19 protein-coding genes and 2 pseudogenes are annotated in these 24,762 nt (G+C 73.0%); 11 read left to right on the top strand and 10 right to left on the bottom strand.

Annotated features, from left to right (window positions below; all coding sequences use genetic code 11):
- Positions 1-15 precede the first annotated feature (15 nt).
- Positions 16-2,019, bottom strand: a complete 2,004-nt coding sequence (locus D7147_RS30805; RefSeq protein ID WP_120684055.1) for a beta-galactosidase — start codon at positions 2,017-2,019, stop codon at positions 16-18.
- A gap of 271 nt (positions 2,020-2,290) precedes the next feature.
- On the opposite strand from D7147_RS30805, the gene D7147_RS30800 reads away from it, so the two are divergent.
- The 8 genes from D7147_RS30800 (at position 2,291) to D7147_RS30765 (ending at position 10,815) form a co-directional block, all read left to right on the top strand.
- Complete coding sequence (locus D7147_RS30800) at positions 2,291-3,619, top strand: ABC transporter substrate-binding protein (protein WP_120684053.1); 1,329 nt, start codon at positions 2,291-2,293, stop codon at positions 3,617-3,619.
- Between the two features lie 21 nt (positions 3,620-3,640).
- The gene (locus D7147_RS30795; RefSeq protein WP_120684051.1) at positions 3,641-4,594 is read left to right on the top strand and encodes a carbohydrate ABC transporter permease; all 954 of its coding nucleotides are present in this window, start codon (positions 3,641-3,643) and stop codon (positions 4,592-4,594) included.
- Positions 4,591-5,502: a carbohydrate ABC transporter permease gene (locus D7147_RS30790; RefSeq protein ID WP_120684049.1), complete on the top strand. Its 912-nt coding sequence runs from the start codon at positions 4,591-4,593 to the stop codon at positions 5,500-5,502. Before D7147_RS30795 ends, D7147_RS30790 begins: the two co-directional genes overlap by 4 nt.
- Positions 5,499-7,640: an alpha-galactosidase gene (locus D7147_RS30785; RefSeq protein WP_120684047.1), complete on the top strand. Its 2,142-nt coding sequence runs from the start codon at positions 5,499-5,501 to the stop codon at positions 7,638-7,640. The genes D7147_RS30790 and D7147_RS30785 overlap by 4 nt, the downstream gene beginning before the upstream one ends.
- A 114-nt stretch (positions 7,641-7,754) precedes the next feature.
- Positions 7,755-8,147 carry a YciI family protein gene (locus tag D7147_RS30780; protein ID WP_233563602.1) on the top strand — a complete coding sequence of 131 codons (393 nt, stop codon included), beginning with the start codon at positions 7,755-7,757 and terminating at the stop codon, positions 8,145-8,147.
- Positions 8,148-8,213: 66 nt separating this feature from the next.
- Complete coding sequence (locus D7147_RS30775) at positions 8,214-9,422, top strand: RNA polymerase sigma factor (RefSeq protein WP_233563589.1); 1,209 nt, start codon at positions 8,214-8,216, stop codon at positions 9,420-9,422.
- An 11-nt stretch (positions 9,423-9,433) separates the two neighbouring features.
- Positions 9,434-9,754 (top strand): DMT family transporter, encoded by a 321-nt coding sequence (locus tag D7147_RS30770; RefSeq protein ID WP_120684042.1) that lies wholly within the window; start codon positions 9,434-9,436, stop codon positions 9,752-9,754.
- Between the two features lie 98 nt (positions 9,755-9,852).
- The gene (locus tag D7147_RS30765; protein ID WP_120684040.1) at positions 9,853-10,815 is read left to right on the top strand and encodes a TIGR03557 family F420-dependent LLM class oxidoreductase; all 963 of its coding nucleotides are present in this window, start codon (positions 9,853-9,855) and stop codon (positions 10,813-10,815) included.
- Between the two features lie 218 nt (positions 10,816-11,033).
- Here D7147_RS30765 and D7147_RS30760 read toward each other — a convergent pair whose 3' ends face one another.
- From D7147_RS30760 to D7147_RS30735, 7 genes and pseudogenes are all read right to left on the bottom strand, one after another.
- Complete coding sequence (locus D7147_RS30760; RefSeq protein ID WP_120684038.1) at positions 11,034-11,831, bottom strand: endonuclease/exonuclease/phosphatase family protein; 798 nt, start codon at positions 11,829-11,831, stop codon at positions 11,034-11,036.
- A 3-nt stretch (positions 11,832-11,834) separates the two neighbouring features.
- Complete coding sequence (locus D7147_RS30755; RefSeq protein WP_120684036.1) at positions 11,835-13,325, bottom strand: phosphatase PAP2 family protein; 1,491 nt, start codon at positions 13,323-13,325, stop codon at positions 11,835-11,837.
- Between the two features lie 53 nt (positions 13,326-13,378).
- Positions 13,379-14,446, bottom strand: coding sequence for a YihY/virulence factor BrkB family protein (locus D7147_RS30750; RefSeq protein WP_120684034.1), 1,068 nt, complete (start codon positions 14,444-14,446; stop codon positions 13,379-13,381).
- Positions 14,439-15,443: a diacylglycerol/lipid kinase family protein gene (locus D7147_RS30745; RefSeq protein ID WP_120684032.1), complete on the bottom strand. Its 1,005-nt coding sequence runs from the start codon at positions 15,441-15,443 to the stop codon at positions 14,439-14,441. The genes D7147_RS30750 and D7147_RS30745 overlap by 8 nt, the downstream gene beginning before the upstream one ends.
- 195 nt (positions 15,444-15,638) lie before the next feature.
- Positions 15,639-15,830: pseudogene (locus tag D7147_RS33805) on the bottom strand (Clp protease N-terminal domain-containing protein); the annotation flags it as partial.
- 186 nt (positions 15,831-16,016) lie between these two features.
- A pseudogene (locus D7147_RS33800) lies at positions 16,017-16,202 on the bottom strand (Clp protease N-terminal domain-containing protein); the annotation flags it as partial.
- On the bottom strand, positions 16,202-16,438 hold the full coding sequence (locus D7147_RS30735; protein ID WP_076471445.1) for an HTH domain-containing protein: 237 nt from the start codon (positions 16,436-16,438) through the stop codon (positions 16,202-16,204). The pseudogene D7147_RS33800 and the gene D7147_RS30735, both read right to left, overlap by 1 nt.
- A gap of 147 nt (positions 16,439-16,585) precedes the next feature.
- On the opposite strand from D7147_RS30735, the gene D7147_RS30730 reads away from it, so the two are divergent.
- The 3 genes from D7147_RS30730 (at position 16,586) to D7147_RS30720 (ending at position 20,797) form a co-directional block, all read left to right on the top strand.
- Positions 16,586-17,416, top strand: coding sequence for a universal stress protein (locus D7147_RS30730; RefSeq protein ID WP_120684028.1), 831 nt, complete (start codon positions 16,586-16,588; stop codon positions 17,414-17,416).
- Positions 17,417-17,522: 106 nt separating this feature from the next.
- On the top strand, positions 17,523-19,925 hold the full coding sequence (locus D7147_RS30725; protein ID WP_120684026.1) for a phosphoketolase family protein: 2,403 nt from the start codon (positions 17,523-17,525) through the stop codon (positions 19,923-19,925).
- A complete protein-coding gene (locus D7147_RS30720) occupies positions 19,922-20,797 on the top strand; it encodes a universal stress protein (protein WP_120684024.1) in 876 nt (291 codons plus the stop codon). The genes D7147_RS30725 and D7147_RS30720 overlap by 4 nt, the downstream gene beginning before the upstream one ends.
- Before the next feature lie 70 nt (positions 20,798-20,867).
- On the opposite strand, the gene D7147_RS30715 is transcribed toward D7147_RS30720, so the two are convergent.
- Together D7147_RS30715 and D7147_RS30710 are read right to left on the bottom strand one after the other, a co-directional pair.
- The gene (locus D7147_RS30715; protein WP_120684021.1) at positions 20,868-21,881 is read right to left on the bottom strand and encodes an NAD-dependent epimerase/dehydratase family protein; all 1,014 of its coding nucleotides are present in this window, start codon (positions 21,879-21,881) and stop codon (positions 20,868-20,870) included.
- 73 nt (positions 21,882-21,954) lie between these two features.
- On the bottom strand, positions 21,955-24,339 hold the full coding sequence (locus D7147_RS30710; RefSeq protein WP_158609409.1) for an ATP-binding protein: 2,385 nt from the start codon (positions 24,337-24,339) through the stop codon (positions 21,955-21,957).
- Positions 24,340-24,762 lie beyond the last annotated feature (423 nt).

The following is a 24,762-nucleotide window of genomic DNA, read 5'->3' as shown; positions in this document are numbered from 1 at the left end:
TCGGCCAGCCGTGGTTCAGTCCGTCGTGGCGGCGCTGTCCTCCCGGACCACCGCGACCTCGCCGGCCGGCACCACCAGCGCACCGTCGCACCGTAGCCCGGTCAGCAGGTCCACGCCGGTGACGGAGAGCCGTGCCGCGTCGTCAGTGTGGTTGAGGACGAAGAGCCAGCTGCGCTCGCCGTCGCGGCGGCGGACCACCTCGACACCGGCCGGCGCCGCGGCGGCCGGCCGGACGCCGGACTCGGCCACCAGTCGGGCGACCAGCCGGTCGGTGGCCGGCTGATCGAGCCGGGTGCCGACGTACCAGGCGGCGCCCGCGCCGACCGGGTGCCGGGTCACCGCGGCCACGCCGGGCAGCGGCCCGTCGGCGTACGAGGAGAGCACCTCGGCACCCTCCGGGTGCAGCCACTCCGTCCACACGTCGGCGGTGCTGCCGTCGTCGAGCCGGACCCGCTCCCCCTCGCGCAGCGGGAAGAACTCCTCGGTCCGTACGCCGAGCAGCTCGCGGAACGCCCCCGGGTAGCCGCCCAGCCGGATGTGGTCGTTCTCGTCGACGATGCCGCTGAAGTAGGTGACCAGGGCGGTGCCGCCGGACTCGACGAACCGGCGCAGCGCGGCGGTGTCGGCGTCCCGGGTCAGGTAGAGCGTGGGCACCAGGACCAGCCGGTAGCGGTCCAGGTCGGCCGAGGGGGGTACGACGTCGGCCGTGATCCCGGCCCGCCAGAGCGAGTCGTAGAGGGCGGTCATCCGGTCGGCGTACGTGACGTCGACGCTGGGGTGCGAATCGAGCTCGACGCCCCACCACGCCTCGTAATCGAAGAGGATCGCCACCTCGGCGTCGACCCGGCTGCCCCGGATCTCGGCGAGCGCCCCGAGGTCGGCGCCGAGCCGGCAGACCTCGCGGAACACCTTGGTCTCCGGTCCGGCGTGCGGCACCAACGCGGAGTGGAACTTCTCCGCGCCCGCCCGGGAGGCCCGCCACTGGAAGAAGAGCACCCCGTCGGCGCCCCGGGCCACGTGCGCCAGGCTGTTGCGGCGCAGCTGGCCGGGGGTCTTGGCGATGTTGCGCGGCTGCCAGTTCACCGCGCTGGTGGAGTGCTCCATGAGCAGCCAGGGGTCTCCCCCGGCGACACCGCGGGTGTGGTCGGCGGCGAGCGCCAGCCCGACGTGCGCCCGCGGGTCGGCGGCGGTCAGGTAGTGGTCGTTGGCGACGAGGTCCACGTCGGCGGCCCACGAGTGGTAGTCGAGGTACTTGACGCCCGTGCCGATCATGAAGTTCGTCGTGACCGGCCGCTGGACCAGTCGGCCGAGCACTTCCCGCTCGGCGCGCAGTTGGGCGCGCTGCTCGTCGGAGGAGAAGCGCAGGAAGTCCAGCTGCTGGGTGGGGTTGGCGAAGGTCGGCGCGGTGCGCGGCGGATTGATCTCGGCCCAGTCGCCGTACCGCTGGCTCCAGAAGGCGGTGCCCCAGGCGGCGTTGAGCCCGTCCAGGTCGCCGTAGCGCTCCCGCAGCCAGCTCCGGAACGCCTCGGCGCTGACGTCGCAGTAGCAGTGCACGTTGTGGCAGCCGAGCTCGTTCGAGACGTGCCACATGACCACGGCGGGGTGCTCCGCGTACCGGGTGGCGACGGCCTCCACCAGCGCGAGTGAGCGCTCGCGGAAAATCGGGGAGCTGGGGCAGTACGCCTGCCGCCCACCCGGCCAGAGAATGGCGCCGTCGGCCCGGCGGGGCAGCGTCTCCGGGTGCGCGTGGGCCAGCCACGGGGGTGGGCTCGCGGTGGCGGTGGCCAGGTCGACGTCGACACCGCCGTCGTGCAGCAGGTCGAGGACGCGGTCGAGCCAGCCGAACTCGTACCGCCCGGGGGTCGGTTCGAGCAGGGCCCAGGAGAAGATCCCGACCGAGACCAGGTTGACCCCGGCCCGGCGCATCAGTTGGACGTCCTCGGCCCAGGTCTCCTCCGGCCACTGCTCGGGGTTGTAGTCGCCGCCGAAGAAGATCCGGTCGCCCTGCCATCGCCGCATGGCAGCAGAGCGTGCCCTTATCGATCGGTCAAGTCAACAGATTCCAACATAGAAACATTTCCAACGTTTACCTGATAACAGCCCCGTCACGACTGAGTTATCGATCCCTTGCTGCCCTCTTGACAGCGGCGGCGGGGCGGGTAGCTTGAGGCGCCACTGGCAGTTCGTGTTCACCAATGTGGATTCGCGGTGGATCCAGTGTGCGATCACGAGCACCCACCCCACCCCCGACCCAAGGGCGCAGCGCACCTCTTCATCCGCAGGAGGAACCATGTCCCGTCCCCGTACCCAGGCCGAATACCTGGCCAGACTCGTACCGTCCTCCGTCGCCGGCGTCAACCGCCGCACGCTGCTGGCCGGGGCGGCCGGCGCGGGCTCCCTGCTCGGCACGGGGCTGCTCGCCGGCTGCGGCGGCTCCGACTCCGGCGGGTCCGACGCCAAGACGGTGTCGATGGGCTCCAACGCGTCCGACCCGACGCCGAAGGACGTGCTCGCCAAGCTCTCGGGCGCCTTCAAGACCGCCTCGGGCGTCGAGGTCGCGATCAACACCGTCGACCACAACACGTTCCAGGAGAACATCAACAACTACCTGCAGGGCAAGCCGGACGACACCTTCACCTGGTTCGCCGGGTACCGCATGCGCTTCTTCGCCGAGCGCGGCCTGGCCGGCGACGTCTCCGACGTCTGGGGCAAGCTCTCCGGCTTCTCCGACGCCTTCAAGAAGGCCTCCACCGGCGACGACGGCAACCAGTACTTCGTGCCGTTCTCCTACTACCCGTGGGCGGTCTTCTACCGCAAGTCGGTCTGGCAGCAGCACGGCTACCAGGTGCCGAAGAGCCTCGACGAGCTGACCACGCTCTCGAACCAGATGAAGCGGGACGGCCTCGTACCGATCGCCTTCGCCGACAAGGACGGCTGGCCGGCGATGGGCACCTTCGACATCCTGAACCTGCGGATCAACGGCTACCAGTTCCACATCGACCTGATGGCCGGCAAGGAGTCCTGGACCTCCGACAAGGTGAAGAAGGTCTTCGACACCTGGGCCGGGCTGCTGCCGCTGCACCAGCCGGACGCCCTGGGCCGCACCTGGCAGGAGGCCGCCCAGTCGCTGCAGCAGAAGAAGAGCGGCATGTACCTGCTCGGCCTCTTCGTCGCCCAGCAGTTCAACGCCGACGAGCAGGACGACATCGACTTCTTCACCTTCCCGGAGATCGACCCGGCGATCGGCGCCAAGGCGCTGGACGCCCCGATCGACGGCTACATGATGGCGCGCAAGCCGAAGTCCGAGGCGAACGCCAAGAAGCTGCTGGAGTACATCGGCGGCGTGGACGCGGCGAACATCGCCGTGAAGACGGACCCCGGCACCCTGGTCGCCAACACCGCCGCGGACACCAGCGGCTACAGCGCGCTGCAGAAGAAGGCGGCCGAACTGGTCGGCTCGGCCACCGAGATCGCCCAGTTCCTCGACCGGGACACCCGTCCCGACTTCGCCTCGACGGTGATCATTCCCGCGCTCCAGCAGTTCATCAAGGACCCGAAGGACATCGACGGGCTGACGAACAGCATCGAGAACCAGAAGAAGTCGATCTTCACGAGCTGACGGCGAGAGGGGGAGGACATCGTGTCCGACCTGCCCCTGATCCAAGCGGATCGCGCCGTGGAACCGCCGGCCGCGACCACCAACCGTGGTCGCGGCCGCCGGCTACGGCTCCTGTCCGGCACCGACCGCGTGGTGATCACGCTGATGGTGCTCATTCCACTGCTGCTGGTCACCGCCCTGGTATGGCTGCCGGCGCTGGCCACCGTGGTGCTCTCCGGCACCGACTGGGATGGCATCGGCCCGCTGGCCGACATCGACTTCGTCGGCGGACGCAACTACGGCGACGTGCTGACCATCTACCCGCCCTTCGTCCCGGCCGTGCAGCACAACCTGCTCTGGCTCGCGGCGCTCTTCCTGGTGGCCACCCCGTTCGGCATGTTCCTGGCCGTACTGCTCGACAAGGAGCTGCGCGGCAGCCGCTTCTACCAGACCGCGCTCTACCTGCCGGTGGTGCTCTCACTGGCGCTCATCGGCTTCGTCTGGCAGCTCATCTACTCCCGCGACCAGGGCCTGCTCAACGCGGTGCTCGGCACCGACGTCGACTGGTACGGCGACCCGGGGGTGAACATCTGGGCGGTCATGCTCGCCTCCGGCTGGCGACACGTCGGCTACATCATGCTGCTCTACCTGGCCGGGCTGAAGGGCGTGGACCCGTCGCTGCGCGAGGCCGCGGCCGTCGACGGCGCCTCGGAGGCGAAGAGCTTCTTCCGGGTGATCTTCCCGGTGCTGCGCCCCATCAACATCATCGTCCTGGTGGTCACCGTGATCGAGTCGCTGCGCGCGTTCGACCTGGTCTGGGTCGTCAACAAGGGACGCAACGGACTGGAGCTGCTCTCCGCCCTGGTCACCCAGAACGTGGTGGGCGAGGCGAGCCGAATCGGCTTCGGCTCCGCGCTGGCGACGATCATGCTGGTCGTGTCGCTGGTCTTCATCACCATCTACCTGGTCACCGTGATGCGGGGGGAGGACCGATGAGCACGGGTACCCTGACGCGGCCACCGGCCGCCGAACAGGCCCGACCGACACGCCGCCGCCCCACCCCACAGCGGGTGGTGCTGCACGTCTTCCTCGCCGCGGTGGCGATCGGCTGGCTCTTCCCGGTCCTCTGGGCCGTGCTCACCTCGCTGCGGTCGTACGAGTACACCGCCAGCCACGGGTACGTCTCGTTCGGCGGCTGGACCATCGACAACTACGTCACGGCGTGGCAGACCGCCGAGTTCGGCAAGCACTTCCTCAACTCGGTCTACATCACCGTCCCCGCGGTGCTGCTGACCCTCTTCCTCGCCTCCTGCGTGGCCTTCGTCATCGCCCGGTTCAGCTGGAAGATCAACCTGGTGCTGCTCGGGCTCTTCACCGCGGCCAACCTGCTCCCCCAGCAGGCCCTGCTCATCCCGCTGTTCCGGCTCTTCACGCAGGTGCCGCTGCCGGAGTTCATGAGCGACTCGGAGCTGCTCTACGACAGCTACTGGGGCCTGATCCTGATCAACGTCGCGTTCCAGTGCGGCTTCTGCGTCTTCGTGCTCAGCAACTACATGAAGGCGCTGCCACGCGATCTGTACGAGGCCGCGATGGTCGACGGTGCGAGCATCTGGCGGCAGTACTGGCAGGTGACCATGCCGTTGTGCCGGCCGGCCCTGGCCGCGCTCGCCACGCTCGAGGTCACCTGGATCTACAACGAGTTCTTCTGGGCCACGGTGCTCATGCGCACCGGCGACAAGTTCCCCGTGACCAGCTCGCTGAACAACCTGCGCGGCGAGTTCTTCACCGACAACAACCTGGTCTCGGCCGGCAGCGTGCTGGTCGCGATCCCTACTCTGGTGATCTTCTTCCTGCTCCAGCGGCACTTCGTCCGGGGCCTGACCTTGGGGGCCAGCAAGGGATGAGCGTTCTCCACCTGCGCCGCGCGCGGACCAGCCTGGTGCTCGACGCGCGCGGTCCGGGGCTGCCCCGGCTCGTGCACTGGGGCGGCGACGTCGGCGACCTCGACGACGACGGCCTGCGCCAGCTCGCCGACGCCACGGTGCCGCCGGTGGTGCCCAGCAGCTTCGACGCCCCGACGGTGCTCTCCCTGCTGCCCGAGGCGAGCGCCGGTTGGAGCGGCCGGCCGGCGCTGGCCGGGCACCGCGACCGCGCCGACTGGTCCACCGCGTTCCGGTTGGACCGGCTGGACGTCGACGACCCGTCGGACGTCGCGGCGCCCGCCCGGGTCGACGTGCACGCCGGCGACCCCGACGCGGGGCTGTCGCTGACCGTCGAGCTCACCCTGGACCCGACCGGGCTGGTGCTGCTGCGACACCGGCTGCGCAACGACGGCGCGGGCCCGTACGAGCTGCGCGAGCTGACGCCGGTGCTGCCGGTGCCGGCGGTCGCCACCGAACTGCTCGACCTGACCGGCCGGTGGTGCCGGGAGCGGTCACCGCAGCGGCACCCGTGGCCGGTGGGCACCTGGGTCCGGGAGGGCCGGCACGGGCGTACCGGCCACGACGCCACGCTGCTCCTGGTCGCCGGTACGGCCGGCTTCGGCTTCGGCAGCGGCGAGCTGTGGGCGGTGCACACCGCGTGGAGCGGCGACCACGTGACCTTCGCCGAGCGGCGCCCCACCGGCACGGCGACGCTCGGTGGCGGCGAACTGCTCACCCCGGGCGAGGTGGTGCTCGGCCCCGGCGAGTCGTACGCCACGCCGCTGCTCTACGCGGCCTGGTCCGACACCGGGTTGGACGGGCTCAGCGACGTCCTGCACACCCACCTGCGGGCCCGCCCGCGGCACCCCCGCACCCCGCGACCGGTCACCCTCAACGTCTGGGAGGCGGTCTACTTCGACCACGACCTGGACCGGCTGCGCGCGCTCGCCGACCAGGCGGCCGAGGTCGGCGTCGAACGGTTCGTGCTGGACGACGGCTGGTTCCGGGGCCGGCGCGCCGACACCGCCGGGCTCGGCGACTGGTACGTCGACGAGGGCGTCTGGCCCGACGGCCTGCACCCGCTGATCGAGCACGTCACCAAGCTCGGGCTCCAGTTCGGTCTCTGGGTCGAGCCGGAGATGGTCAATCCGGACTCGGACCTGTTCCGCGACCACCCCGAGTGGGTGCTCGCCACCCCCGGACGGCTGCCCCTGTCGTGGCGCAACCAGCAGGTGCTCGACCTGGCCCAGCCCGGGGCGTACGCGTACCTGCTGGAGCGGCTGGACGCGCTGCTCACCGAGCATCCCGGGATCAGCTACCTGAAGTGGGACCACAACCGGGACCTCGCCGAGGCGGGCCACCACGGCCGGCCCGGGGTGCACGCGCAGACCGAGGCGGTCTACCGCCTCCTCGACGAGCTGCGCCGCCGCCACCGGAGCGTGGAGATCGAGAGCTGCGCCTCCGGCGGTGCCCGGGTCGACCTGGAGATCCTCGCCCGTACGGACCGGGTCTGGGCCAGCGACTGCAACGACGCCCTGGAGCGGCTGGCCATCCAGCGCTGGACGGGGCTGCTGCTCCCGCCGGAGCTGGTCGGCAGCCACATCGGCCCGGAGCGCTCGCACACCACCAACCGGGTGCACGATCTCGGTTTCCGGGCCGCGGTGGCGTTCTTCGGCCACTACGGCATCGAGTGGGACATCGCCTCGATCAGCCCGGCGCAGCGCGCCGAGCTGGCCGCCTGGGTGGCGCTGCACAAGCGGCTGCGTCCGCTGCTGCACACCGGCCGTACGGTCCGGGTGGACCACCCCGATCCGGCGGTCTGGGCGCACGGCGTGGTCGCCCCCGACGGCTCCCGGGCGGTGTACGCGGTCAGCCGGCTGACCACCTCCGTGGCCCAGGTTCCGGGCGCGCTCCGGCTGCCCGGCCTGGACCGGCGGCGCCGCTACACGGTGCGGCCGGCCGAGGGCGTACCGGCGCCGGCGACGATGCAGCGGACCGAGCCGGGCTGGCTGCCGACCGGGGTGACGCTCACCGGGGCCGCGCTGGGCAGCGTGGGCGTGCAACTGCCGGCCCTGCACCCCGAGCAGGCGCTGTTGCTGGAGGTCAGCGCGGTCGACTGATTTTTTTCGAAGAATCTCGGCCGGGCATGTCGAGACGGCGGGCCGCTGCTTCTACCTCAGGGTGAGAGCACCGAGAATGAGGTGCGCAGGCGTGAGGAGCCGACCGTGAAGTACATGTTGCTGATGCAGTTCAGCGCCGCCGGGACCGAGTTTCCCCCGATCGGGACGTGGACGCCGGAGGAGATCCAGGCGCACATCGCCTTCATGGGCGACGTCAACGCCAAGCTGATGGCGGACGGGGAGTGGGTGCAGGGTGAGGGGCTCGGCGGCCCGGAGCAGGCCCGGATCGTCCGGGCCGGTGAGGGCGGCGTGCCGGTGGTGACCGAGGGGCCGTTCCCGGAGACGAAGGAGTTCCTCGCCGGCTGGTGGATCGTCGACTGTGAGACCCCACGGCGGGCCGCGGAGATCGCCGCGTTCATCTCCACCGCCCCCGGCCCGGGTGGCCGCCCGCTGAACATGCCGATCGAGGTGCACCCGGTGATGTCCGCCCCGCCGCAGGAGCTGTGACGGCTGGCCACCATCGACCGACGCACCGAGGACCTGCTGCGCGAGCTGGCGCCGCAGGTCCTCGGCGTGCTCGCCCGGCGCTTCGGTGACTTCGCCGCCGCCGAGGACGCCGTCCAGGAGGCGCTGCTCGCCGCGACCGCCCAGTGGCCGGACGAGGGGGTGCCGACGAACCCGCGTGGCTGGCTGATCCAGGTCGGGTACCGGCGGATGATCGAGCTGGTCCGCGCGGAGACGGCCCGGCGCGGCCGGGAGGAGCTGGTGGCGCGGCGCGAGCCGGACGACCGGCGGGCGGCCCCGGCCGCGGACGAGCAGCTGCTCGCCGAGCGGGACGACACCCTGATCCTGCTCTTCCTCTGCTGCCATCCGGCGCTCTCCGCCACCTCGGCCATCGCGCTCACGCTGCGTGCGGTCGGCGGCCTGAGCACCGCCGAGATCGCCCACGCGTTCCTGGTCCCGGAGGCCACGATGGCGCAGCGCATCAGCCGCGCCAAGCAGCGGATCAGGGACTCCGGCCTGCCGTTCCGGATGCCCGACGACGCCGACCGCGGTCAGCGGCTGGCCGCCGTCCGGCACGTGCTCTACCTGATCCTCACCGAGGGGCACACCAGCAGCGCCGGGCCGGAGCTGCGTCGGGTGGACCTCTCGGCGGAGGCGATCCGGCTGACCCGGGCGCTGCACGAGCGGCTGCCCGACGACAGCGAGACGGCCGGGCTGCTGGCGCTGATGCTGCTCACCGAGGCGCGCAGCCCGGCGCGTACCGGGCCGTCGGGTGAGCTGATCTCCCTGGCCGAGCAGGACCGCAGCCGGTGGGACGCGACGGCCATCGCCGAGGGCGTCGCGCTGGTCACCCACGCGCTGCCCCGCGGGCCCGTCGGGCCGTACCAGCTCCAGGCCGCCATCGCCGCGCTGCACGACGAGGCGCCCTCGGCCGAGCGCACCGACTGGCCGCAGATCCTCGCCCTGTACGAGGTGCTCGAACGGCAGTCGGGCAGCCCGGTGGTGGCGCTCAACCGCGCGGTGGCGACCGCCATGGTGCACGGGCCGGAAGCCGGCCTGGCCGCCCTGGCCGGGCTCGCGGACGATCCCCGGCTGGCCGGGCACCACCGGTTGCACGCCGCCCGCGCCCACCTGTACGAGATGGCGGGCGAGCGCGACCGCGCGGTCGCCGACTACCGGGCGGCGGCGGGCCGGACGAACAGCCTGCCCGAGCAGCGGTACCTGACCATGCGGGCCGCCCGGCTGGCCACGGTGGAGACCGCACCGAACGACGAGTGACGAGGTACGACATGGCGTACGTCCTGCTGGGCATCGCGATCGCGGCCGAGGTGATGGCCACCAGCCTGCTCAAGGCCACCGAGGGGTTCACCCGGCTCTGGCCGACCCTGGCCTGCCTCGGCGGCTACGGGCTGGCGTTCGTGCTGCTGTCGCAGGCGGTGAAGCAGATCCCGGTCGGCGTCGCGTACGCCCTCTGGTCGGGGTTGGGGACCGCCACGATCGTCGCGATCGGCGCGGTCTTCCTCGGTGAACCGGTCGGTGCGGTGAAGCTTGTCGGCATCGCATTGATCATCGCGGGGGTGGTGATCGTGAACCTGAACGGCGCTCACTGACCCGGATCGGCGATTCACCCCAAACCGGAACGTAGGGTTGATCCCGGCCCGACCGGGTATCCGGGGATGATCCGCCGGTGGGTAAGGAGGGCTGCCACATGGTCAGCGTTGGCTACACCCTGTTGTGCGAGCAGGCCGGGCCGAAGGAGCTGGTCGACCACGCGATACGGGCGGAGGCGGCCGGCTTCGACCAGCTGGTGATCTCCGACCACTACTACCCCTGGCTGGACTCGCAGGGCCACTCCCCGTACGCCTGGTCGGTGCTGGGCGCGGTGGCGCACGCCACCAGTCGGGTCGAGCTGATGTCGTTCGTCACCTGCCCGCTCCGCCGCTACCACCCGGCCGTGGTAGCCCAGAAGGCCAGCACCGTCGGGCTGCTCTCCGACGGCCGGTTCACCCTCGGCCTCGGCGCGGGCGAGAACCTCAACGAACACGTGGTCGGCGAGTGGCCACACGTGCAGCAGCGGCACGAGATGTTCGAGGAGGCGCTGCAGATCATCCGCCCGCTGCTCAACGGCGAGACGCTGACCTTCACCGGCAACCACTTCGAGGTGCCCGACGCGTACGTCTGGGACCGCCCGGAGACCCCGGTGCCGATGGCGGTCGCCGCCTCCGGCCCGCAGTCGGCCAGCCTCGCCGCCGAGTACGGCGACGGCCTCATCGCCACCGAGCCGGATCCGCAGATCATCCAGCTCTACGAGGACGCGGGCGGCGGCGGGCGCAACCGCTACGGCCAGCTGATGGTCTGCTACGGCCCGGACGAGGCCGAGTGCCGCAAGCTCGCGCACGAGCAGTTCCGCTGGTTCGGGATGGGATGGCGGGTGATGCCCGACCTGCCCAACCCGGGGTCGTTCGCCGCCGCCACCCAGTTCGTCCGCGAGGAGGACGTGGCGCAGGGGATCACCTGCGGTCCGGACGTCGACCGGCACGTCGAGGCGTTCCGGGCCTTCGTCGAGGCCGGCTACACCCACGTGGCCCTCGTCCAGGTGGGTGGCGACCGCCAGCCGATGTTCCTGGACTGGGCTCAGGAACAGCTCCTGCCCCGCCTGCGCGAACTGTGAACCGGTCGACGACGAAGCGCCCGACGGAGGGATTGCGGTGCGAATCGGCAATGTGGAGGTCCGCCCGCTCGGCGGTGGGCTCGGCTGCCTGCTGATGATCCTCTTCTCGGTGCTCGCCTCGGTGCTGCTCACCGTCCTGGTCAACGTAGTGCTCTGACCCGTGCGGTCGGCCGGGTCGGTCCGTGACGCGCCACGGCGGGGCGCGGGCCGGCAGGCGGTCAGGCGGGCTTCAGCTCCACCTCGGCGACCAGCGGGTAGTGGTCCGAGGCGTGCTCCGCGACGCCACCCCGGACCACCCGGACCTCCCGCACCCGAGCGGCCAGCGCAGGGGAGCCGAGCAGGTAGTCCAGCCGCATCGCGACGAACTCCGCCCCACCGTGCCAGGTCGGCACGGTGTGCCCGTCGTCCGGCCCGCCGAAGGCCCGTTGCAGGTCGACCAGGCCCGCGTCGAGCAGCACGCCCACCGCCCGGGTGTCCGCCGTGCGCCCGTCGCGGCGCAGGTGCCGGCGGCGGTACCTCGGCTGGAGCCGGCTCAGCTGCTCGGTGTGGTCCGTCGCCGGATCCAGCGCGTTCAGGTCGCCACCGACCACGGTCAGCTCACCGAGCGCCCGCCGGACGGCGCGTACCAGCCAGTCCACCTCGACCCGCCGCCAGCCGCCCGAGTACGGAGTCAGGTGCGCACCGAGCACGGTGAGCGGCCCCGCGTCGGTGCCGAGCACGACCCGGCCCGTCGCGTGGTGGAACGGTCGACGCAGCGGGGCCGCCGCGAGCGTACGCAGCGGTGGGCGGACGAGCACCGCCACCGGCTGTCCCAGGCAGCTGGGCGCCCGGTGCGGGCGCAGGCCCAGCCGGTCGGCGAAGCCGGCCAACACCCGGTCGTCGAAGCCGCGCAGCTCCTGCAGGAGCAGCACGTCCGGCCGCTGCGCGTCGATCAGCTCGACGATCTCGTCCCGCCGGTCGGAGCCGTCGCCGTCCCGACCACCGGTGCGGATGTTCCAGGTCATCACGCGCAGCACGATTCACTCCGTTCGGACGGCCCTGACCAGCTCGTCGTCGAGGGTGTGCACGTCCTCCGCCTCGATGCTCGGCCGGTTGCCCTCGTGCACGTCGGCGTTGGGCCGGATGACCCAGTACAGCAGGCCGATCCAGAGCGCGCTGAGCAGGATGGCGCCCATGAAGTCGGTGGGGTGGTGCATGCCCCGGTAGATCCGGGAGGTGGCCACCCCGAGCGGCATGACAACGGCGAGCGCCACGGTCAGCCACCGCCACCACCGGTCGGTGCGGGCCATGACCAGCACGGCGATCGCCGCGTAGAGGCAGATCGTGGCGGCGATGTGACCGGACGGGAACGACGACGTCGGCATCGGCCCGTCCAGGTTCTCCACCGGCGGGCGGGGCCGGTCGACCGCGTGGGCGCTCGCCAGGAAGAGGCTCAGCTCGCCGAACATGGCCAGCGCCACGAAGAGCACGGGCCGCCACCGTCGCCACACGGCGAGCACCAGCGGGCAGAACACCAGCGAGACGAGCAGGACCGCGTGGGTGTCGCCGAACTTGCTCCACCACCAGCTCAGCTCGGTCAGCGCCGGGGTGTGCCGCTGTGCGAACCAGCGCGGCACCTCGGCGTCGAGGGTGGCCAGGAACGACCCGCCGGCGTGGTAGCTGACGTACATGCCGAAGCCGTAGAGCGCCCCGAAGACCAGCACCCACCCGACGAGGAGTTCGGCCACGGCCGAGCGGGGGTGCTCCAGCACGTGCTCCTCGGCCGGGGCGGGGGCGATGTCGTGCCCCACCTCGGGCTCCAGCCCCTCCGCCAGCGGTGGCGCCGGCCGGCCCCGCTCGCGCCGCCACAGCCGGAAGGCGTACGCGGTCACGCCGAGCCAGGCCGCGCCGAGCAGCCACCCGGCGAGCACGTCGGAGACGAAGTGCACGCCGAGCGCGATGCGGGTCAGCCCGATGAGGGCCACCAGCGCGGCGACCACGGCGATGGCGGGCCGACGCCAGCGGGGCGCCAGCGCCGGGAGGAAGACCAGCAGCAGCGCGCCGTACGCCACGAACGATCCCAGGGCGTGCCCGCTGGGGAAGCTGTTGCCGGGTGCGCTGGCCACCGGCACGTCGACGATCGGCCGGAGCCGGCCGACCAGCGTCTTCAGCGACGGGTCGAGGATCAGCCCGCCCACCCCGGTGACGATCAGGTAGACGGCCAACCGGGGCTGCCGGCGGATGAGCAACCCGACCACGGCGATGGTGACCAGCCAGATCAGGACCGGTCGTCCACCGAGGTCGGTGACCGCCTGGAGCACCGTGACGACGGGGCCGTGCGGCGTGACGAGGTCGTTGAACCACTCCGCTACCGCACGGTCCGCGCTGTAGAGCGGGCTCCACCGGAACCGGACCAGCATGAGCAGCAGTCCGAACGCGACGCCGGCGCCGGTGACCAGCGCCAGCCCGGCGACGCTCCGCTCGGCGAAATGTCCGACAGGTCGCCGCAGCACCGATCTGACCGCCGTCACCCCGCACCTCCCTGGTCGCTCTGGGAGGCGGCTTTACCCGGTTCGCGCGACGCTTACACCGCGGGTTTGCGCGGGCGGCGGGGCGCCCGAGGTCGAGGCGCGGACGGGGGCGCAGCGGCGGCGGGCCGCGACGGGGTTCCCGGGTCGGACGTCTCGGCGCGTACCGTCTCCGGCTCCCACAGGTCCGGCTCGGCCGGCTCCCGCACACCGATGCGCAGCGCCTCCAGCTGCGCGGCGAACGCGAGCCCGCCGAAGAGCGCCATGCCGGTGAGGTTGGCCCAGAGCAGCAGCGCCATCATCCCGGTCAACGCGCCGTACGTCTGGCCGAACGCGTCGCTGAAGTTGACGTACGCGGCCAGCAGCAGGCTGGCCAGCCACCAGAGCGCGGTCGCGATGCCGGCGCCGAAGAAGAGCCAGGAGAGTCCGGGTTGCCGGCGTCGGGGCGCGTGACGGAAGAGCACGGCCACCGCGAGCACGGTCAGCGCGAGACTGAGCGGCCAGCGGATCACGTCCCAGCCGCCGTGCACCCACTCGCCCCAGGCGTAGTGCCGCTGCACCGAGTCGCCCATCGGGCCGCCGCCCACCAGGATCAGGAACCCGGCCAGCGCCGGGACGCCGGCGGTCACCGCGAGGACCGCGGCCCGCAGGTACTTCCGCAGGGCCGGCCGGTCCCGCTCCACGCCGTAGATCCGGTTTGCGCCACGCTCGATCTGCGCCATGGTGGTGGTGAGCGTGACCAACCCGGTGAGCAGGCCGAGGGTGAGTGCCAGTTCGCCGGCGTCCTCGGTGCTCTCCCCCTCGCCGAGCAGCTCGGCCACGACCGGCTCGCTCGCCCCGGGGGTCACCGCCAGCACCGTGTCGGCGACCACCCGCCCGCCCTCCTCCACGCCCAGCTCGCTGATCAGACCGGTGAGCGCGATCAGGAACGGCACCACCGCGAGGCAGAGCTGGAGCGCGAAGGCGCGGGAGTGGCTGAACCCGTCGCCGTAACGGAACCGGATGAAGGCGTCCCGCAGCAGGTGCCAGCCGCCCTGCCGGCGCAGCGTGTGCCAGGCGTCGTCGGCGGAGAGCTCCTCGTCGGCCATGAGGCGGGTCTCCGGCACGATCCGGGTACTACTCACGGCGCGCCTCCTCGACCAACTGCTCACCCCGCTCGGCGGCACGGTCCGCGTCGACGGCGAGGTCCCGCGCCCGTTCGGGCTGCGGTACGCACAACCAGAGCGCCTTCGGCCGGATCACCGCGCGCAGCCGCCGACCGGGGGCGATGAGGTCACCGTCGAGTTCCCGAGGCTGGGCCCGGCTGGCGGTGACCAGCACCCGCCGGCCGCGGAAGACCTCCATCCTCGGCACCCTCCCCCGGCGTCTCATCACGGCCCAGCCGAGGGAGAGCCAGTCCCGCAGGGAGCGCGGGGTGAGCACGGCGACGTCGAGCCAGCCGTCGTCCGGTTCGGCCTCGCTGAGCAGCCGGATGCCGCCCTGCAGCCGGCCGACGTTGGCGACCAGCACCGAGCGGGCGCGGCGGCGCACCGGGGGTCGGTCGTCGACCCGGATCGACACCCGCATCGGGCGGTCCCGCAGGTGCCGCGCGGCGCCCACGACGTACGCGGGCCAGCCGATCCGCGCCTTGGTCGCCTCGCTGGTGGCGGCGAGCATCTGGGCGTCGAAACCCATGCCGGCCATCACGGTGAAGTAGCGCCCGTCGACCTCACCCACGTCGAGCCGTCGGCGGCCGCGTTCGACGGCGACCTGCAGCCCGGCGGCGAGGTCGGTGGAGAGTCCGAGGTTGGCGGCGAGGAGGTTGCCGGTGCCCTGGGGCAGGACGGCGAGGGCCACGTCGGTGCCGACCAGCGCGCTGACGCAGGACATGACGGTGCCGTCGCCGCCGCAGGCGAAGACCACCTCGACGCCGGCCTCGACGGCCGCCTCGGTCTGGCCCCGGCCCGGGTCCTCGACGCTGGTCTCGTACCAGAGCGGCTCGGGCCAGCCGGCGGCGGCGAGGGCGTCGTTCACCGTACGGCGCAGCCTCGCCAGGTCGGCCACCTTGACCGGGTTGACCACGACGGCGGAGCGCAGCCCGCCGTCGTCACGCGCGGGCCGCGCACGCCGTCCAGCATTCACGGCGTCAGTTTGCAGCAACCGGCGTCGTTCGGCGAGCCGTGTCGGCGTCCGCGTCGCAAGCGCCACAGAGAGGTTTGCGACGGCCCACCGCCGCCCGAGCGCCCCGCCGGCCCGCGGCCGAACCGCCGGAGCGGCTCGGACTCGGGTCGGGCCGGCGGGTCGGCCGTCCGGGACGCCGTTTCAGGCGGCGGTACGCAGCGCCTGCTCCACCCGGCGGCGCAGGTCGTCGAGGTCGGCGCCGGCCTCGGTGAGCACCAGCGCCGCCAGTCCGTGACCCTCGCGGAGCAGGCCGAGCAGGATGTGTTCGCTGCCGATGTGGTTGTGCCGCAGCCGGATCGCCTCCCGCAACGACAGCTCCAGAACCTTCTTCGACCGCGGCGAGAACGGGCCGCCGGAGTAGCGGCGCCGGCCCCAGCGGCGGCGCGGCTCCGGCATCGCCTCGCGCAGCGCGTCGGGGCCGAAGGTCTGCTCGACCCGGGCCACGATGGCGGCCAGGTCGATGCCGATCTCGCGCAGCGCCGCCGCGTCGGCGTCGCCGAGGCCGACACCGCCGGTCTCGACGTGCCGGCGGATGCGGGCCCGCAGGTCGCCGGCGTCGAGGCCGACCTCGGCCAGGATCCGGCCGGCGAGGCTCGCCTCGTCGGCGAGCAGGGCGAGCAGCAGGTGCTCGGTGCCTACCGGCCGTTGCCCCTCGGCTCGGGCCTCGTCCCGCGCCCGGCGGACGATGTCGCGGGCGCGGTCGGTGAACCGTTCGAACATCACGCCTCCCAGGAGGTGGGGACCGCCGGTCGTCCGGCGTGCTTCTTGTGGACCGCCTGCCGGCTGACCTCGAGCGCGTCGGCGATCTCCTGCCAGGACCAGCCCTGTCGGCGGGCGTTGTCCACCTGGACCACCTCCAGCCGCTCGAGCAGCCGGCGCAGCGCGCGGACGGCGCGCAGCCCGACCCGGGGGTCGGGGCTGCCGGCGGCCGCCGCGAGTTCCGTCGCCTGAGTCATGCTGTCAACGTACGTTGACAGGGCAACGCTGTCAACCCATGTTGACATTCCGGCGGCGAACCGACCCGCCACCCACCGTCGCGCGACTACCCTCGGGGACGAGGGAGCGTGGTCGTGCCGGGCGCGACGCCCGGGAGGTGATGTCCGATGACCGCAGCCACCGAACGGCCGGTACTGGTCGGCCTCGGCTCGGACCGCAACCTCGCGATGGTGCCGCTCGCCGCCCAGGAAGCCGTCACGCACGGCCGGCCGCTGCACCTGGTGCACGCCTTCGACTGGCGCACCGCCTTCGAGGCGGAGACCGTGGCCGCGCCACGCGACGAGGCCGAGGACCTGCTCGCCCGGGCCAACGACCTGGCCCGCGACGTCGAGCCGGAGCTCACGGTCACCGGCGAGATCGTCGAGGGGCCCCGGATCCCCATCCTGCTGCGCCGCTCCCAGCAGGCGTTCCTCCTCGTCGTCGGCGACGGCGGCATGGGCACCTGCGGCGACTGCGTACCGTCCGAGGCGCCCGCCGTGCAGTTCGCCGCCCAGGCCAGCTGCCCGGTGCTGGTGACCCGCCGCGAACCGCCGCCGCAGGGCCCCGTACTGATCGGCGTGGACGGCTCACCCAGCTCCTACCAGGCCCTGGAGTGGGCGTTCGAGTGCACGAAACGGCGCGGCAGCCGGCTGCTCGCCCTGCGGGTGGTGGAACCCGACGAGGAGGACGAGGAGATCTCCCGGCAGCTCGTCGAGGCCGTCGACCGGTACGCGAGCCGGTACCGCGAGGTGCCCGTCGAATGCCACACCATCCGCGGCGCCCCGGAGACCGTACTCGTCGAACAGTCACGCTCGGCGCAGGTGACGGTGGTCGCGCCGCGCGGCGACGAGCCGGGCCGGGGCATGCTCGGTGCGGTCGCGCAGGCCCTGCTCTACCACGCGCCGTCGCCGGTGATCATCGTCCGCGGCATGACCGACACCGCCCCCCAGGGGGCATGACGTCCGCCCGGCGGAACCGACGGCCGCCCCGCGCGCCGGTCGTGCCGCCACCAGGAGATGCGCTTCCGGATGCAGCACTCCCCGAACCGCGAGAGGCTCAGTCACCATGGACACCGCTCTCGACACGCAGAGCCCGCTGACCGAGGACGAGCTGCGCCGGCTGGACGCGTACTGGCGGGCGGCCAACTACCTCACCGTCGGGCAGATCTACCTGCTGGACAATCCCCTGCTGCGGGAGCCGCTCACCGCCGAGCACCTCAAGCCCCGGCTGCTCGGCCACTGGGGCACCAGCCCCGGCCTGAACCTGCTCTACGCCCACCTCAACCGCGTCATCGTCGAGCGCGACCTGAACGCCATGTTCATCACCGGACCGGGTCACGGCGGCCCGGCGATCGTGGCGAACACCTGGCTCGAGGGGAGCTGGACCGAGCGCTACCCCGCCGTCGGCCGCGACGAGGCCGGCATGCGCCGACTGTTCCGGCAGTTCTCCTTCCCCGGCGGCATCCCCAGCCATGTAGCCGCGGAGGTGCCGGGCTCGATCCACGAGGGCGGCGAGCTGGGGTACGCGCTCAGCCACGCGTACGGCGCCGCCTTCGACCACCCCGACCTGGTGGTCGCCTGCGTGATCGGCGACGGCGAGGCGGAGACCGGGCCACTGGCCGGCAGTTGGCTCTCCAACGTCTTCCTCAACCCGGCCCGCGACGGGGCGGTCCTGCCGATCCTGCACCTCAACGGCTACAAGATCGCCGGCCCCACCGTACTGGCCCGGATCCCCGAGCAGGACCTGCTCGAACTCATGCGCGGCAACGGCTACCAGCCGTACGTGGTCGCCGGCGACGACCCGGCACGGGTGCACCGGACGCTCGCCGCCACGCTGGACCGGGCGCTCGACGAGATCGCGACCATCCAGCAGCTGGCCCGCTCCGGCGGGCCCATCGAACGCCCCCGCTGGCCGATGATCATCATGCGGACACCGAAGGGCTGGACCGGCCCGCGCGAGGTCGACGGCGCACCCGTGGAGGGCACCTTCCGCGCCCACCAGGTACCGCTCTCCGAGGTCCGCACCAATCCGGCGCACCTCGCCGAGCTGGAGCGCTGGCTGCGCAGCTACCGGCCGGAGGAGCTCTTCGACACCAACGGCGCGCCCGTCGCCGAGCTGGTTGCGCTCCCACCCGGCGGAGACCGGCGGATGAGCGCCAACCCGGTGACCAACGGCGGGCTCCTGCTGCGCGAACTCACCCTCCCCGACTTCCGTGAGTACGCCGTCGACGTACCCAGCCCGGGTGAGCCGATGGCCGGGGCCACCGGGCTGCTCGGCAACTGGATCCGCGACGTCATCGCCGCCAACCCGGAGACGTTCCGGCTCTTCGGGCCGGACGAGGTCGCCTCCAACCGGCTCGGCGCGGCGTTCGAGGTCACCGGACGGGCCTGGGTCGCCGAGACGCTCCCCAGCGACGACCATCTCTCCCCCGACGGGCGGGTGATGGAGGTGCTCTCCGAGCACCTGTGCCAGGGCTGGCTGGAGGGCTACCTGCTGACCGGACGGCACGGACTCTTCACCAGCTACGAGGCCTTCATCCACATCGTCGATTCGATGGTCAACCAGCACGCGAAGTGGCTCAAGGTCACCCGGGGCATATCGTGGCGACGCCCGCTCGCCTCGCTGAACTACCTGCTCTCCAGCCACGTCTGGCGGCAGGACCACAACGGGTTCTCGCACCAGGACCCCGGCTTCATCGACCACGTGGTGAACAAGAAGGCCGAAGTGGTCCGCGTCTACCTGCCGCCGGACGGCAACACCCTGCTCTCCACCATGGACCACTGCCTGCGCAGCCGGCACTACATCAACGTGGTGGTGGCCGGGAAGCAGCCCGCCCCGAACTGGCTGACCATGTCCGAGGCGATCCAGCACACCCGACGCGGTCTGGGCATCTGGGACTGGGCGAGCAACGACACCGGCAGCGAACCGGACGTGGTGCTCGCCTGCTGCGGCGACGTACCGACGCTGGAGACGCTGGCCGCCGCGGACCTGCTCCGCCAGCACCTGCCCGAGCTGAAGGTGCGGCTGGTCAACGTGGTCGACCTGATGCGGCTCCAGCCGCCCACCGAACACCCGCACGGCCTGCCGGACAACGAGTTCGACACCATCTTCACCGCCGACCGGCCGATCATCTTCGCCTACCACGGCTACCCGTGGCTGATCCACCGCCTCACCTACCGCCGTACCAACCACGACAACCTGCACGTACGCGGCTACAAGGAGGAGGGCACCACCACCACCCCGTTCGACATGGTGATGCTCAACGACCTGGACCGCTACCACCTGGTCATCGACGTCATCGACCGGGTGCCCGGACTGGCCGCCCGCGCCGCCCACCTGCGCCAGTACATGGTCGACAGCCGTCAGGCCTGCCGGGACTACACCCGCCGGCACGGTGAGGACGACCCCCGGGTCGCCGAGTGGCGCTGGATCCGGGAGACCGATCCGCAGCTGCGGAGCGGCTCGTGAGCGGCAACGAGATCCTGGTCGGCTACGACGGCTCCCCGGACGCGGCGGTGGCGCTGGGCTGGGCCCTGGACGAGGCGCGGCTCACCGGCCGACCGGTCCGCCTCGCGTACGTCTTCGAATGGTCGACGGTGGTCGGCTGGCTCGGCCCCGGCGTCGCCCCCGGCTTCTGGCCGGACGAGACCGCCCGCAACGAGGTCGACCAGCTGGTGCACCGGGCAGCGGCCGACGCGGCCGGCGCGCACCCGGGCCTGGACGTCACCGGTGAGGTGCTCGACGGCCCCGCCGCGCTCCTGCTCCAGGAGCGCTCGGCGGAGGCCGCGCTGCTGGTGCTCGGCAGCCGGGGGCACGGCGGCTTCGCCGGCCTCCTCGTCGGCTCCACCACCGTCACGGTCACCGCCCACGCGCACTGCCCGGTGGTGGTGGTCCGCTCCCCCGCCGGGGACGTGCCGGTCGGGTCGCCCGGCGGGCCGGTGGTGGTAGGTGTGGACGGCTCCGAGCAGTCACTCGTGGCCCTCGGCCTCGCCGCCGAACGGGCCGCCGCACGACGGGTACGGCTACGGGTGCTCCGGGCCTGGTCGCCGCAGGGGGCGGGCGACGCCGGTGGGAAGGTCGACGACGCGGTGGCGGCCGAACGCGCCGCGCTGGCGGAGTCCCTCGCGCCCTGGCGGCGCACCTTCCCGGAGCTGGACGCCACCGTCGAGGTGACCGCCGGCGCTCCCGCGTCCCTGCTGGTCGGGGCGAGCGACGGGGCACAGCTGGTCGCCGTCGGCACCCGCGGGCGGGGTGGGCTGCGCGGGATGCTGCTCGGCTCGGTGAGCCAGCAGCTCATCCAGCACGCCCGGTGCCCGGTCGCGGTCGTCCGGGAACGCTGACCCGGGTCGGGCGTCCGGGTCAGCGTTCCCGGACCGTCGTCGTGCTCGCCGATCGGAGGAACGCGGCCGATCAGACGCTCTGGACGCCGCCGACCGAAGCCAGCAGGGCCGCTTCCCGTGCCGGATCCAGGCCGACCGGCGCCCGCGCCGGACGCCCCGCCCGCGGCGGCACCGTACCCACCGCGGACAGCCACCGCCAGGTGTCCGCGACCGTCTCGAACAGCGGACGGCAGGTCAACCCGGCCGAGTGAGCCCGCTCGACGCCGCGCTCCTGCAACCACCGGTACTCGTGACCGCGCGGCACCCAGATCGGCAGGTCGATCCAGGGCGTGATCCCCGCGGCCAGGATCGGCTCGGGCGGCGTCCAGCGCAGCCGCGCCGCCGCCCCGGTGACCCGCACGCAGGCGTCGAGCAGCTCACCCATCGTGGCGTGCCCGGTGCGGCCGACCACGTTGTACGCCCCGCCGCGCCCCCGCGCGCCCTGGTCGAGCATCCAGCCGGCGAGGTCGCGTACGTCGACGTACTGCAGCGGCAGCTCGGCCGGGCCGGGGGCCAGCACGTCACCGCCCCGGTCGACGCGCCCCAACCACCACGGCAGCCGGCCGATGTCCTCGCCCGGACCGAGGATCAGCCCGGCCCGGGCGAGCAGGGCGCGCTCACCGAAGACCTCACGCACCGCCCGCTCGGCGCCGGCCTTGTTCTGCGGGTAGTCGCCCTCCTCGGCCTCCGGCGCGGCCTCGACCACCGGCGCGTCCTCACCCGATCCCGGTTCGACCGGTTCGGCGTAGACCGAGCCGCTGGAGACGTAGACGTAGTGCCCGACCGAGTCGACCAGCGCGCGAGCCGCGTCGAGGGCCACCCGGGGCGCGCCGTCCCAGGTGTCCACCACCACGTCCCACTCACCGCCGGCGAGCGCGGTCAACCCGCCGGGTTGCGTCCGGTCGCCCCGCAGCCGGTGCACACCCGGCGGCACGGCACCGTGCAGCCCCCGGTTGAACACCGTCACCGACCAGCCCCGCCGCACCCCCTCCGCGACCGTCGCCGCGCCGACGAATCCCGTACCACCCAACACCAGAAGCCGCATGTCCCCACCGTGCCCGGTCCCCGGTCGGGAATCGACGTTGTTCACGGTGGGCGTATCTGCCGACAGCAGAACCTCAGCCGTCGAGCAGTCGGCGGCAGCGGCGCAGGGCGGCCAGGGCGATGGGAGCGTCGCGCCCCTCGATGCCGGTCGCCAGCTCGCGCACGGCAGCCATCGCGCGGGCCGGCGCGCCCGCCGCCACGGCCGCCTCGGTCAGCACCAGGACCGCCTCGGCGGCCCAGGCCCAGATGCCCTTACCGCGCACCAACGCCAACGCGCCGGTCGCGTGGCCGACCGCCTCCTCGGGCCGCTCGTCGAGGATCAGCCGGGCCCACGCCGAGCGTGCCTGCACCAACGGCCAGATCGCCCCGACCCGCTCGGCGGCCACGACGACCTCCCGCAGCGTCCGCTCGGCCCGCCGCACCTCCGCGCCGGTGGCCGTACGCGCGAGCACCGTGGCCAGCTCCGCCCGCGCGTCGAGCAGGGTTACCGGCATCCGCTCCGCCGCGACGATCAGCCGCTCGGTCCGCTCCGCCAACCCGTCCCACCGCCCGGCGGCCCGACGAAGCGACAGCTCGGTCGCCTCCACCAGGGTCGTCAACCGCTCGTACCCGGTCTCCGCCACCAGCTCCCGGCCGGCCGTGAGCAGCGCCGCCGCCTGCTCCAGGTGCCCCGCGTGCAGCGCGCCCTGCGCCCAGTTCAGGCAGGCCCGCGCGTGTTCGCGGGGGCGGTCGGCGAGCGCCGTGGAGGCGCGCAGCTCCGAGATGACCGCCCAGGCCGCCGGGTCACCCAGCTCCAGCAGGAGCGAGGCCCGGGCGATGCGTACCGCGAGATGCGCCGCCGGGTCGCCGCTGGCCTCGGCGGCGGCCTCGGCCTCCGCACAACGGGCGAGGTGGTCGTCGACGTGCCGACCGACCACGGTGTCCGGAGCCGCCAGCACGGCGAGCGCCGGAGCCCGCCGGCGCAGGGCCCGCAGGTACGGCACCGCCCGTTCGATCTCGGTGTACCCGCGCAGCGCCTCCCCCTGCTGGCGCAGCAGCCGCCCGAGCACCAGCCCCAGTTCACCCCGGGCGCCCGGCGGCAGCCGCCGGTCGGCGAGCAGCCGTTCCAGCACCGGGATGGCGGTGGCCTGGCTGAGCCCGTCGATGGCCGACCGGCCCAGCTTGCCGGCGAGCCGGACCCGCACCGGCCGGGGCAGCTCCGCGACGTCCATCGTCTGGAGGAGGAAGCCGGCGGCGGTCGCGTCGTCGCCGCGCTCGGTGGCCAGGTCGGCGGCGGCCTCCGCGTTGCGGACGAAGTCCGCGTCACTGCCGGCCAGCCGGTAGTGGTGCGCCAACTGGGCGACCGGCCGGGGCAGCTTCTGCTCCAGCACCCGGGCGATGCGCAGGTGCAGCCACTCGCGGGTCTGCCGGGGTACCAGGTCGTAGACGACCTGCCGGGCGAGGTCGTGCCGGAACCGCAGCCCGTCCCCGGCGTCGTGCAGCAGCCCGGCCCGGTGCGCCCCGGTCAACGCCGCGGCGACGGCGGCGCGCTCCCGGCCCAGCACCGCCGCCAGGATGCGCGGGTCGGGTGCCCGGCCGAGCACGGCGGCCGCACCGAGCACCTCCCGGGTGAGCTCGTCGAGCGGGCGCAGCCGCCACAGCAGCACGTCGCGCAGGACGAACGGGACGCTGTCGTCCGCGAGCGGGTCGCCGCCCCGCTCGGCGAGAGTCCGCAGCACCTCCTCCACCACGAACGGAATGCCGGCCGTGCGGTCGAGCAGAGTGGTGGTGAGCTGTCGCGGCGGCTCACCGAGGCGCAGCGCCCCAGCGGCCAGCCGGCGTACGTCCTCGGCCCCGAGCGGACCCAGCGGAACGCGGGTGACCGACCCGGGTGGCGTACGCGCCAACGCGTCGTGGATCGGCGTGCTGCCGTCCGGCGCCGGGGGCCGGGCGGTGAGCACCACGGCCAGCCCGGCCACCGGGTGACCGCTGAGGTAGGCGAGGAAGTCGCAGGTCGCCGGGTCCGCCCAGTGCAGGTCCTCCAAGACCAGTACGGCGGGGGCCAGCCCGGCGAGCACCGCGCTGACGGCACGCAGCAGCCGGTGTCGCTCCGCCGCCGGGTCGGCCAGCGGCGGCGGCGCGGCCGGCAGCACCTCGGCGAGTTCGGGCAGCAGCGGGGCGAGGGCGCCGGCCACCGGGTTGAGCGGGCCGAGCCGGTCGGCGTGGGCCCGGACGGCGTCCAGCAGGACACCGAGCGGGAAGGGTTCGGGAACGTCGTCGCACTCGCCGATCAGGAGCTGCCCGGGCAGCGAGGCGAGCAGTTCGCGGACGAACCGGCTCTTGCCGATGCCGGGCTCGCCCTCGATCAGGACCAGGCACGGCGGGGTACCGACGAGCCGGCGCAGCAGGGCCAGCTCGTCGGCGCGCCCGACGAATTCGACGGGCCCGCGCAGGCGTCCGGCGCGGTTCGGGGATGCCACCCCGCCGCCCCGCACGTCGTTCCCACCGCCGCCGGTCACCGTGTGGCGAGCACATCACCTCGGCCGGAAGCGGGGGCGGCCCGGCGGGCCGGCGGTGACCTGGGTCACGCAGCCGGCCCACCGGGCCTCGGGCCTGGGTCAAAGTCCTCGGTCGAGCCGAGGCGGAGTTCAGGCGGCGATCCGGCAAGGCGGGGCTTCGTTGGGATACCGGTGTTGTATCCGGACGAAGCCCCGACGCCGCCGGTCGTCGTCTGGGCCCGCCGCAGGCCGGCCAGGGACTTTGACCCAGGCCCTAAGTGTTCTGTCCACGGACGTTGGTGACAGGACTTAGATCTTGAAATGGGTGAGGACCTCCGGGTGAGGTGGAGCTTGTCGAAGGTTCCGCACCACCCAGGAGGTCCTCGTGACCCACGCTAATGCACC

The organism is Micromonospora musae, from assembly GCF_003626545.1.
GTDB lineage: Bacteria > Actinomycetota > Actinomycetes > Mycobacteriales > Micromonosporaceae > Micromonospora > Micromonospora musae.
Note: the sequence above shows the minus strand (reverse complement) of the source record. Positions and strands in the feature narration are given on the sequence as shown.